The organism is Bradyrhizobium sp. (genome assembly GCF_004799445.1).
Classification (GTDB): Bacteria; Pseudomonadota; Alphaproteobacteria; order Rhizobiales; family Xanthobacteraceae; genus Bradyrhizobium.
In genome coordinates this window covers 46,718-58,106 of sequence record NZ_SSNA01000017.1, presented here as the reverse complement: position 1 = coordinate 58,106, position 11,389 = coordinate 46,718, and the positions used below count along the sequence as shown (strand labels likewise).

Genomic DNA, 11,389 nt, shown 5'->3' with positions numbered 1-11,389 from the left:
AATGAGCCCGCCGAGCCGATCGAGATTCTTCAGCATGTTTTCGGGATAGATCAGCAGCTTGTCGATCAGGCCCGCCAGCCGGTTGAGGGCGAAATCCAGCGTCACCGTGGCGTCGGGCGCGATCATCCGCTCGGCCGAGGAATGCGAGATATCGCGCTCGTGCCACAACACGACATTCTCCATCGCCGGCGTTACATAGGCGCGCACCATGCGCGACAGCCCGGTGAGATTTTCTGACAGCACCGGGTTGCGCTTGTGCGGCATCGCCGAGGAGCCCTTCTGGCCCTCGGAGAAGAATTCCTCGACTTCGAGCACCTCAGTGCGCTGCAGGTGACGGATCTCGGTAGCGAGGCGTTCGACCGAGGAGGCGATCACGCCCAGCGTTGCAAAATACATCGCGTGGCGGTCGCGCGGAATCACCTGCGTGGAGATCGGCTCCGGCCTGAGCCCCATCGCCTTGGCGACGTGTTCCTCGACGCGCGGGTCGATCTGCGCGAAGGTGCCGACGGCACCCGAGATCGCGCAGGTCGCGACTTCGTGGCGGGCGGTCACGAGCCGCTCGCGGGCGCGGGTGAATTCGGCATAGGCGTAGGCGAGCTTCAGCCCGAATGTCACCGGCTCGGCGTGAATGCCATGCGAGCGGCCGATGGTCGGCGTCATCTTGTGCTCGAAGGCGCGCTTTTTCAGCGCCGCCAGCACCCTGTCGATATCCGATATCAACAGGTCGGCCGCGCGTGTCAGCTGCACGTTGAGACAGGTGTCGAGCACGTCGGACGAGGTCATGCCCTGGTGCACGAAACGCGCCTCGGGGCCGACGATTTCCGCCAGGTGGGTGAGAAAGGCGATGACATCGTGCTTGGTTTCGCGCTCGATCTCGTCGATCCGCGCCACGTCGAAAATGACATCGCGGGCCTTGGCCCAGACCGCCTTCGCGGCCTCCTTCGGAATGACCCCCAATTCCGCCAGCGCATCAGCCGCATGCGCCTCGATCTCGAACCAGATCTTGAAGCGCGTCTGGGCCTCCCAGATGGCGGCCATTTCCGGGCGGGTATAGCGGGATATCATCGACGACTCTGGGGTTTTAGGGGTTACGCCGCGCTTTAGCAGAGCGGGCGAGGCGAGACAAACACCGGCCGGGCGCGGACCCCCGCTAACTCCCAAAGGCCCTCAAGCCACCCAGCTCACGAAATATTGACTGACAGATATTGTAATCTGTCAGCGAGATGCCCTATATTGGCACTGACGCCGATGTTGAGGCGTCGCTGGCTGGCCGCACCGGCAGCAAGCCAGGCAATGCACGAGGACTTTGCCATGACGATCGAGCTTTTTCACCTGACCGCACAAATCCAGCGCTGGCTCAACGCCCGCGTCGCCCGTCACCTTGCCGCGCAGGCCGAACGGTTAGCCCGGTAAGGGGGACGACAATGACAGCCCATCAGCTTGCTTCGCGAAAGCTCGGCGCCGATGGGCCCCGCGTCTCCGGCATCGGACTTGGTTGCATGGGGATGTCGGATGCCTACGGCCACGCCGACGAAGCCGAAAGCATCGCCACTATTCACGCCGCGCTCGACGAGGGCATCACGCTGCTCGATACCGGAGACTTCTATGGCTCCGGGCAAAACGAACTGCTGATCGCCGAAGCCCTGCGCGGCCGTTCGCGCCAGAGCGTGCAACTCAGCGTCAAGTTTGGTGCGTTCCGCGATCCCGCGGGCGGCTTCGGCCTTTATGATGCGCGGCCGGGCGCGGTGAAGAACTTTCTGACCTACAGCCTGCGTCGTTTGCGTACCGACTATATCGACATCTATCGTCCGGCGCGGCTCGATCCGAACGTGCCGATCGAGGACACCGTTGGTGCCATCGCCGAGATGGTCAAGGCCGGTTACGTCCGGCATATCGGGCTATCCGAAGTGAGTGCAGATACGATCAGCCGCGCGCATGCGGTGCATCCAGTCTGCGATTTGCAGATCGAATATTCGCTGCTGACGCGCGGTATTGAAGCGGAGATTCTCCCCGCCTGCCGCGAACTCGGCATCGGCATCACTGCCTATGGCGTGCTGTCGCGTGGCCTGATCAGCGGCCACTGGTCGGCGGCGCGGAGCGAGAAGGGACGCGATTTTCGCCCCATGAATCCGCGTTTCTCCGGCGACAACCTGACGCACAATCTCGGCCTGGTCGAGAAATTGCGCGACATCGCCAATCGAAAGGGCTGTTCGGTGGCGCAATTGGCGATTGCCTGGGTGCTGGCGCAGGGCGCCGATATCATTCCCCTGGTCGGCGCGCGCCGCCGCGAACGGCTGGCCGAGTCGCTTGGGGCGCTTGAGGTCACCCTTTCGGACGCAGACCTGGCCGAACTCGCGCGCGCTATTCCGCGCGACGCTGTTGCGGGCGCGCGCTATGCTCCGGCACAAATGGCAATGCTCGACAGCGAGAAAGCGATGGTGCGCGCATGAACGAGATCGTGGCTTTGACCCCTGAGCGAATTCTCGAAGTAACCGAGGACGTGCTGCGCCGCTTCGGGCTCGCCAAGGCGACCGTGGTGGACGTTGCCCGCGCGCTCGATGTAAGCCACGGCAGCGTTTACCGTCATTTTCCGAGCAAGGCCTCGCTACGCGAGGCGGTGGCAAAGCGCTGGCTGGAGCGCGTCAGCGCGCCGCTCGCGAAAATCGCCGAAGGGTCCGGGCCGGCGCCGGCGAGGCTCGATAAATGGCTGCGGACGCTGTTTGCAGCCAAGCACACGAGGGTTAGCGAAGACCCCGAGATGTTCGCGACCTATCTGACGCTGGCGCGGGAGGCTTGCAAGACGGTGAAAGCGCACAAAGAGAGCCTCACCGACCAGGTTGAACTCATCCTGTCGGACGGCGTGAAGCAGGGCGCCTTCCAGGTAACCGACGCCAAGGCCACCGCGCGCGCGATTTTCGAGGCCACCAGCCGCTTCCATCATCCCGCCCATTCCGAGGAATGGAGCGATCCGCAGCTCCCGGCGCGGATCGACGCTGTTCTGGCGCTGTTGCTCAGAGGTCTTGAAGCACCGCGCAAGCGCTAGATCCGCTTCCCGCGGAAGCCCTCAGCCCAATTGCACGCGTCCCGCATTCCGTTGTTTGATATCCGTCAACCCCGGCCGAGCGCCGGATGATAGGATTGGTTGCGGAGGAAAGCGTGCTGCTGGCTGTTTTTGCGGATATCCACGCCAACCGGCAGGCGTTCAGTGCGTGCCTTGATTTCGCGCGCGCGCACGGCGCCGAACGATTCATCTGCCTCGGCGACTATGTCGGATACGGCGCAGATCCCGAATGGACGGTCGAGACGGTCATGGATCTCGTCGGGAAGGGCGCGCTCGCCGTGCGCGGTAACCACGACAATGCCATCGGCACGTCTGCGGAAACCATGAATGCCGAGGCGCAGGCCGCGATCGAGTGGACCCGCGGGCGGCTCAATACGGCACAGCGGCGTTTCCTGGCGGAATTGCCGTTGATGCTGCAGGAGGACGACCGCCTCTACGTTCATTCCGAGGCCAGCAGTCCCGCGAAATGGCACTACGTTCGGTCGACCGCGGAAGCCGGACGGAGCCTTCTGGCGACGGCCGCCCATGTGACTTTCTGTGGCCACATCCATCGGCCGGCGCTTTATTCGATGTCGGTGACCGGGAAGATGACGAGTTTCGTTCCGACATCGGGCGTCACGGTGCAACTGCTGCAGGGCCGGCGCTGGCTGACCGTGCTCGGCTCGGTCGGGCAGCCCCGCGATGGCGATCCGGCGGCATCCTTTGCCATGTTCGATACCAGTTCCCGCGAAATCACCTATTGCCGCGTGCCGTATGATGTCGATGCGGCCGCGAAACGAATTCGCGAAAATGGCCTGCCGATCTGGCTCGCCGATCGCCTCTCGGTTGGCAGGTGACCATGGCGAAGGTTTCGGTTCAGCCCGGCGCGATCATAGACGGCTTCATCGTCGGGGAGTGTGTTCATCGCGGCGGCATGGCGACGCTGTGGAGCGTGACCCGTCCTGATATACCGACACCGCTGTTGATGAAAATTCCGCGGGTGTCCGAGGGCGAGGATCCCGCCGCCATCGTCTCTTTCGAGATGGAGCAGATGATCCTGCCCCGGCTGTCGGGGCCTCACGTGCCGGCCTGTTACGCGACCGGCGATTTCGCGCACCAGGCCTATGTCGTGATCGAGCCGATTCCGGGCAAGACGCTTTACAGCCGGCTTGGCGAGCTGCCTTTGGCCTACGAGGAGGCGCGCCTCATCGGCTGGAAAATCGCAACCGCATTGGCCGACCTGCATCGGCAGAATGTCATCCATCACGATATCAAGCCGAGCAGCATCATGTTTCGCCCCTCGGGCGAGGCCGTGTTGATCGATTTCGGCCTGTCGCATCACAACCAGTTGCCCGATCTCTTGCAGGAGGAATTCCGCTTGCCTTACGGCACCGCGCCCTACATGGCGCCGGAGCGGCTGCTCGGGGTGCGCGACGATCCGCGCAGCGATCTGTTTTCGCTGGGCGTGTTGCTGTATTTTTTCACGACCGGCGTGCGGCCGTTCGGAGAAAGCGAAACCATCCGCGGCATGCGGCGCCGGCTGTGGCGTGATCCCTATCCGCCGCGCAAATTGAGGCCGGACTATCCGCCCTGGCTGCAGGAAGTCGTGCTGCGGTGTCTGGAGATCGATCCGGTCTGGCGCTACCCCACCGCTTCGCAACTGGCGTTCGAACTCGCCCATCCCGATGAGATCAAGCTCACGGCGCGGGCAGAGCGGCTCAACCGCGACCCCATCAGCACGGTGTGGCGCCGCCGCTTCAACGGCAACCTGACACAGCCGCGCGGCAAATCCGGCGTTGCCGCCCAGCTGGCCTCAGGTCCGATCGTCGCGATCGCGCTCGACCTCACGGAGGGATCGGCCGCGCTGAACGAAGCGCTGCGGGTCACCACCGAACGAATCCTCGCGACACTGCCCTCGGCGCGGCTGGCCTGCCTGAACGTGCTCAAGCTCGGCCGCGTCACCATCGACAGGACGCTGGATGAAGAGGGCAACAACAAGCATATCGACCGGCTCGTCACGCTCAAGCACTGGGCGTCGCCGCTGAAGCTCGATCAGAACAGGTTGACCACGCATGTTCTGGAAGCCGTCGATCCGGCAGCCGCCATCCTGGACTTTGCGCAAGCCAACCACGTCGATCACATCGTCATCGGCGCGCGGCAGAATTCGCTGGTGCGCACGCTGCTTGGCAGCGTCTCTGCCAGAGTGGCGGCCGAGGCGCCCTGTACCGTGACCGTGGTGCGGCCGCCCCGGCTGGCCTCGCTGCACGAGCCGGACCAGCGTCCGCAGGACGGCTCCGATGATCGATCGATGCCGGCCTTGTGAGGTCGATGGATGAGGTGGAGAGGATGCGCAAGATTGTATTATTAACCTGTCTGCTGCTCGCGCCGGCCGTCTTTGCGACCGCGGCGTCTGCCAAACACACCCACCACAGCAAGCATTGGTCTCATATCCGTGCGCCCGCGGCCGAAAGCCTGACCACGGTCGGAACCCCGGATTGTCACGTCCAGGGGAGGTTCCTGCGGATGGCGCATCATTGTCCGTCCGATGCGGTAGCTGCGGCGCCCCGGTAGTCGTGCGTGCACGGAGACCGGAAGCTTACCACTGATATCGAACGACGCCCTTGCCGGCGTAAGAGCGGGTGACGTCGGAGAACTCGCCCTCGAAGGTGGCGGCCGCCGACCAGCCGTTCATCCATTTCATTTCGGCTGAAAGCGTCGTCAGCGCGGAATCCGGCGCCAGCGCGGCGCCGTTGACGACGAAGCTCGCACCCGGCAGCGCCTGGAAGGTCGCGGCGATGCTTCGGTCGGGATCGAAATCATGCGCCCAGGCGAAGCGGCTGCGCAGCGTCAGGATTCCGTTCGCCAGCGCGAAGGATTTGTCGGTGCGAATGCCGAGCTCGCTGCGGGTATCGGTGACGCTCTTGGCGTTATAGGCCAGCGCAAACCCATTGGAGCCGGAGAGGGCGCTTTCCGCGTAGGCCGGCAGATCGAAGGTGGTGAACTGGCCGGCCGCGTAGGGCGTGATGCCCATCCACGGCGTCGCAAAGCGGTAGCCGCCTTCGACGCGGCCGGAGAAGGCATTGGCGTTGAATTCCGCCTGCAGCCGTCTGCCGCCGGCGATGGTGACCGTGCGGTCCGTCGTGACATCCTGCCAGCCGTACGCCAGCGCCGCCGAGATATAGGCCGGCCCAACTGTGTGCCGCAGATAGGCGCCGGCCTGGAACAGATCGGAATGACCGGTCCCCAAGGCGTTGGCGAGCGAGAAGCTGGTGCCGCCGCCGGCAAGCGCGAAGCCCGCGATCGTGAACGGCGAGAAGCGATAGTCGGCGCCGACCGCGGTGCCCGCGATCCGGCTGGTCACGGCGTTCGATCCCACCGCCGCATTGCCGTCCGTGCTCTGCGCTCCTCCGAAGCCCGCCGCCCACACACTCCACCGCTGGGCGAAGGTGTCGGCCATCGGCGGCGCCTTGGTCATCATGCCATAGGCGTCGCGCTCGCTCTGGCTGCGTGCCTTGCCGTTGCCGGCGTAGGCGCTCGCGCCGGCATTCTCTTCGGCGAATGAGGGTGTACCCGCGCCGCTGCCGATGCCGTCGCCGCGTCCGGCGATGAACGGGTCCGTCATCACACCCATGAACTGGTTCATGGCGTCGAAGGTGGTCTGCTGCGATCCGGTGCCGAGTTCGCCGGAGGCCTGTGTGAGATTGAACGGGATATTGCCGTTGAAGATGCCGCCGAGCGGGCCGGTGCTGCCGCCCGAATTGAACGCGGCGTCCAGCGTCGTGGCGACGGCGCGCTGGTTGGCGTTGAGGCCGGTGAGCTGGCCGAGCGCCGAGGTGAGGGTGAGTTGAACGTTGTTGGCGGTATAGGAGAGGGCTTCGGTGATGCCGGCCATCGGTGCCATCGCGTTGAACTGCGTGCCGCCCAGTCCGGCCGAGGTCAGGATCGTATAAGGTGAATTGAGGCGATAGCTGTTGTTGGACGAGAACACCTGCACCGTGCCGCCGAGCGCCGCCGTGCCCGTCACGGCGGTGCTGCTCGCACCAGTGGAGGAGACATCGACCAGGTAGGCCAAGGCCGTGGTCATGACGAGATTACCCTGGATCGAAAGGGTTCCGACCGAGCCGCCGGGCGCCAGTGTGCCGCCGTTGCCGATGCTGACATCGCCGACCACCGTGCCATGGCCCGACAGCGTGCCGCCGGTGACGTTGACCGTGCCGGTCAGCTTGGCGGCGGGATCGGCGGCGTCGCCGACCCCTAGATTGCCGCCGGTCACCGCGATGTTGGTGGCGCTGTTGACGCCGTTGAGGATCACGGTGCCGGAGCTGAGATTGATCTGGTTGAAGCCGCTGAAGCCGAAGGCCGCGCCATAGGCAAACGTGCCCGGGCCGACCGCGAAATTCAGCGTGTCGCCCGCGCCGGCGCCGAGGATGTTGCCTGTGATGGCGGACCCGCGCAGCAAGGTCAGCGCGTTGTTGGTGCCGCCACTGAACTGGATGGCCGTCCCGTTCGCGCCGTTGATCGTCCCGGAATTGGTGAAACTGCTGGTTCCACTGCCCATGAGGACATCGCCGTTGACCGTCCCGCTATTGGTGCCGGTCGCGTTGCCCGCGACGGCGCTGATGCGGAAAACGCCGTTGACGATGCCGCTATTGGTCGCCGTGGTACTGCCGTTCTGGTTGAGGGTCAGGAAGGCTGAGCCGACAGTGCCGGAATTGTTTGCGATCAAGTTTCCGGTAATGCCGTTGCCGGTGTTACTGACGTTGAAGACTTGGCCGACGCTGCCGGTATTGGTGGCGGTCACGTTGCCGCCTGCGCCAGAGACCTTGAAATTTCCGCCGATGCTACCCGTATTGGTGCCTGTCGTGTCGCCGCCGGATCCATTAAGAGCAGAGACGGATCCGATGACGCTGCCGGAGTTCAGCGCGGTCACGGTATGGACGACGCCAGAATTCGAGTCTTGGACCTGAAAGTTTCCGCCAACGCGGCCGGCATTGGTTGCATTGACCTCACCCAAGCCTGTGATGACCTGGAAATCTGTGCCGACGGTGCCTGTGCTGGAATTTGTCCCGGTCACATTGCCGATCAACCCGAGGCCCGTGCTGACGACAAAGGACGTACCGACGCCGCCCGAATTTGTCCCGGTCGCGTTGCCGCCGGCGGCGGCGTTGACCAGAAAGTTCTGGCTGACGGTGCCGGAATTATTCCCGCTCACGTCGCCGCCCGTGGCGCTGCTGACCTGAAAGAACTGGCCGACGGTGCCGGAATTGGTTCCGGTGGCATTACCGCCCTTGAGTGTGTCGACTTGAAAAAACTGGCCGACGCTGCCGGCATTGGTTCCCGTCGCGGTGCCGCCCGTCCCCGCCGACTGAAACCCGGTTTCAACCTGAAAGAACGCGGCGACCGCGCCGGAAGCGGTATTCGTCCCGGTCGCATCTCCGTTCGGGCCGGGGGTCAGATTTTCGGTGGTGACGCTGAAGCCCGAGTTGGGAAGGCTTCCGGAATTGATTGCCGTCGCGTTGCCGCCGAACTGCGTGAAAACCAGAATTGACTCAGATCTGCCGATATTGTCGGGGGTGGCCCCACTAATCGTGCCGGAATTATTTCCGGACGCGTTACCGCCCGTTGCGGTTTGAGACCTGAGAGGAAGGGCACTGATCCCGGTATTGACGCAGCTCCGGTCGAGGCCAGTGTTGGTGCAGACTACTTGCGCCTGAGCCGGCGCGGTCGCCGCCACGAACGCCGATACGGCGGCACTTCCGAGCCATGCCGTGCGGCCAGTCATCGGACGTCGTCCCGGAGCCGCCGTCCGACGGTGATCCGCATTCCCAAACATTTCGTGCTCCAAGTTTCACGCCTACGAACGGTAAGGTTTACTTGATGCAAGAAATGCCTTGCGCCAACAATAACAACTCACGCGGCAACGACGATTGTCGAGGCAGTGTTGCCCCACCGCAACGAGAACGCGCATCTTTATTGCATTACGCGCAACGTGATTGCGCGTAATGCAAGCCAAGCTCAAATTCCCGGCACGTCATCGCAAGTTGCGCATCGCGACTGGGATCGGAGCTACGCGAGTCGAAAGCCGGGAAGACGCGATGTGGAGAGATCGTTTACCGTGTCGGCCGGCTCTTGCGCAGATTTCCCGGCGTGCTGTCGAAGGCGGCGCGGAATACCCGATGGAAGCTGGTGACATCGGCAAAGCCGCAATTCGAGGCGATCGTGCCCACGGGCAGGTCGTCGAAGGCGGGATCGAGCAACAGCGTGTAGGCACGGTGAAGCCGCGCGCCCATCAGCAGTTGAGAAAAGCTCTCGCCCGCCGTGGCGAGCAGGTGTTGCACGGTGCGTGCCGGCATTCCGAGTCGTGACGACACCGATTGCAGGCCGAGCCGCGGATCGCGCGCGTTCTCGACGATGAATTGCCGTATCAGGAACAGGCGGCCGTGAGCGGAGGCGGCGTCGCCGTTCTGCTCGCGGACCTTGTCGCCCGCGCCCAGCCAATAGCCGGTCAAATCGACGAGATGCCGTGAGGCAGCGGCGGCCTGTGCCGGACCCAACTGTTCGCCCATTTCAATGAGCATGCGGGCATAGCCGGTCAGCAGCCGATAGTCTGCGCCCGAACAGTCGAGCTTTCGGCAAGCCAGATCCGCGGGCGACAATCCCCATTGCACGAAATGCGCGGCCGGGATTTTCAGGCTGACGCAATGCCCGTTGGCAGGCGCCAAAGCCTCGATGCCGGCTTCCAGCACCGCCAGCAGCGCCTCTCCGGGCCGGGCTTCGGCCTCGCGGCCAAATTGCCGGCTGGCTTGCGTCGTATTTCCGATATTGAAACTCAAATAGACATGGCTGTCGTCGTTCGGCTGAATATGTTGCTTGGCCCGTATTCCCCTGAACGATGAACTCACCATCTCGCCGACGACGATCGTTCCGTCCGAGAGCAGATTGTGACGGCCAAACAGCGTCGCATCGCCCGCGAGGAAATCGACGTCCATGCTGGTGATCAGTTCCCTGAACCGGTCCGCCCAGATATTCGCACGTATCGCGGGATCGATCGGCTGCTCCGATGGTTGCGTTTCAAAAAACAATCTTTGAAAAACGGGCATCGAAGCACCTCGCAAAAAGCAGCCGGCTCGAAGACTTGTCCCGAACTTGCGGAGATTGATAATCGCCAGAAGCTTTGCTTTGCAGCGCTCTGGGTAACCCGCAATGCAACCAAACCCAACGTGCTCACGCACATTCTATCCGATTTAAGCGACAGGAGTTGGGGCCGGCAAGATCGAGTTGCAGCCAGCGCTCGATTACCGCGGCGATGTGACGGTGCCGCCACAGGCAGGGCGTGCGTGCACGGCCCTTTTGCTCAAATTTGAATCATTCCGGTTGCCGCTGATGGCGATCATGCAAGGCTACAACCAGTTGGTGTGGCAACGATTTGGAAGATTCGCGCGACTTGTCAGCGTATGTCCGGGACCGAACGCTAGATCGCTTCGCCGCGCGCCAACGCCGCAGCGTTGCGGATCGCGGAAATATTGGCCTTGTAGGCTTCCATGGTGCCGCCCTTGAATACCGCGGAGCCCGCGACAAAGGCGTTGGCTCCGGCAGCGGCGAGCTGGCCGGAAACATCGGGCCCGACGCCGCCATCCACCTCAATGTCGATGGGCCGCCCGGCCGTCATCGCGCGCAAATCCTGGATCTTGCCGAGCGCGGAGGGAATAAAGGCCTGACCGCCAAAGCCGGGATTGACTGACATCACCAGCACTAGGTCGATCATGTCGATCACATACTCGATTGCCGTGATCGGCGTGCCCGGATTGAGCGACACGCCGGCCTTCTTGCCGAGCCCGCGGATCGCCTGCAGCGAGCGATGCAGATGCGGACCTGCCTCGGCATGCACCGTGATGTGATCGCAGCCGGCCTTGGCGAAGGCTTCGAGATACGGATCGCACGGCGAGATCATCAGATGCGCGTCGAAGATCTTTTTGGTGTGCGGTCGGATCGCCTTGATGACGTCGGGGCCATAGGAAATGTTGGGGACGAAGTGACCGTCCATCACGTCGAGATGGATCCAGTCGGCGCCCGCCGCGTCGACGGCGCGAACCTCTTCACCGAGCCTGGCGAAATCGGACGCCAGGATCGACGGCGCGATGACGAGGGGGCGTGACGCAAATTGGGCAGACATGTCCGCTCTTTCCAAAACCACTTCGATGCGGCGAGGGCGATTTCCGCGTAACACGCGCAAGGGCCGGGGGCAATGCGGGGCGATGGGGGCGGAAAATTCTGCCGCTGGCGGCATCAATTGCCGACGGATCCGGACCATTCTGGATGCAGAACGGCCTCATTTTATTGGACTTTTCA

At 63.5% G+C, this 11,389-nt stretch carries 8 protein-coding genes; 4 read left to right on the top strand and 4 right to left on the bottom strand.

All coding sequences use genetic code 11. The features are described from left to right. A partial coding sequence (gene purB, locus E8A46_RS01450) for an adenylosuccinate lyase (RefSeq protein WP_291556447.1) occupies positions 1-1,065 on the bottom strand: 1,065 nt, incomplete at its 3' end. Positions 1,066-1,424: 359 nt separating this feature from the next. Between purB and E8A46_RS01445 the strand changes: the two genes are divergently transcribed. The 4 genes from E8A46_RS01445 (at position 1,425) to E8A46_RS01430 (ending at position 5,363) form a co-directional block, all read left to right on the top strand. Then, on the top strand, positions 1,425-2,450 hold the full coding sequence (locus E8A46_RS01445; protein WP_291556445.1) for an aldo/keto reductase: 1,026 nt from the start codon (positions 1,425-1,427) through the stop codon (positions 2,448-2,450). Continuing rightward, positions 2,447-3,043 (top strand): TetR family transcriptional regulator, encoded by a 597-nt coding sequence (locus tag E8A46_RS01440; protein WP_291556443.1) that lies wholly within the window; start codon positions 2,447-2,449, stop codon positions 3,041-3,043. Before E8A46_RS01445 ends, E8A46_RS01440 begins: the two co-directional genes overlap by 4 nt. A 113-nt stretch (positions 3,044-3,156) precedes the next feature. Next, complete coding sequence (locus tag E8A46_RS01435) at positions 3,157-3,897, top strand: metallophosphoesterase family protein (protein WP_291556455.1); 741 nt, start codon at positions 3,157-3,159, stop codon at positions 3,895-3,897. Positions 3,898-3,899: 2 nt separating this feature from the next. Next, the gene (locus tag E8A46_RS01430; protein WP_291556441.1) at positions 3,900-5,363 is read left to right on the top strand and encodes a bifunctional serine/threonine-protein kinase/universal stress protein; all 1,464 of its coding nucleotides are present in this window, start codon (positions 3,900-3,902) and stop codon (positions 5,361-5,363) included. Between the two features lie 273 nt (positions 5,364-5,636). On the opposite strand, the gene E8A46_RS01425 is transcribed toward E8A46_RS01430, so the two are convergent. From E8A46_RS01425 to rpe, 3 genes are all read right to left on the bottom strand, one after another. Beyond that, positions 5,637-8,822 carry an autotransporter domain-containing protein gene (locus E8A46_RS01425; protein WP_291556439.1) on the bottom strand — a complete coding sequence of 1,062 codons (3,186 nt, stop codon included), beginning with the start codon at positions 8,820-8,822 and terminating at the stop codon, positions 5,637-5,639. A 328-nt stretch (positions 8,823-9,150) separates the two neighbouring features. Continuing rightward, positions 9,151-10,140, bottom strand: a complete 990-nt coding sequence (locus tag E8A46_RS01420) for an AraC family transcriptional regulator (RefSeq protein WP_291556436.1) — start codon at positions 10,138-10,140, stop codon at positions 9,151-9,153. Between the two features lie 371 nt (positions 10,141-10,511). Then, positions 10,512-11,213, bottom strand: coding sequence for a ribulose-phosphate 3-epimerase (rpe, locus tag E8A46_RS01415; protein ID WP_291556434.1), 702 nt, complete (start codon positions 11,211-11,213; stop codon positions 10,512-10,514). Positions 11,214-11,389 lie beyond the last annotated feature (176 nt).

Coding starts and splice junctions, on each gene's coding strand:
- E8A46_RS01420 (WP_291556436.1), bottom strand. CDS start 10,140: ATGCCCGTTTTTCAAAGATTGTTTTTTGAAACGCAACCATCGGAGCAG.
- E8A46_RS01445 (WP_291556445.1), top strand. CDS start 1,425: ATGACAGCCCATCAGCTTGCTTCGCGAAAGCTCGGCGCCGATGGGCCC.
- E8A46_RS01430 (WP_291556441.1), top strand. CDS start 3,900: ATGGCGAAGGTTTCGGTTCAGCCCGGCGCGATCATAGACGGCTTCATC.
- rpe (WP_291556434.1), bottom strand. CDS start 11,213: ATGTCTGCCCAATTTGCGTCACGCCCCCTCGTCATCGCGCCGTCGATC.
- E8A46_RS01425 (WP_291556439.1), bottom strand. CDS start 8,822: ATGACTGGCCGCACGGCATGGCTCGGAAGTGCCGCCGTATCGGCGTTC.
- E8A46_RS01440 (WP_291556443.1), top strand. CDS start 2,447: ATGAACGAGATCGTGGCTTTGACCCCTGAGCGAATTCTCGAAGTAACC.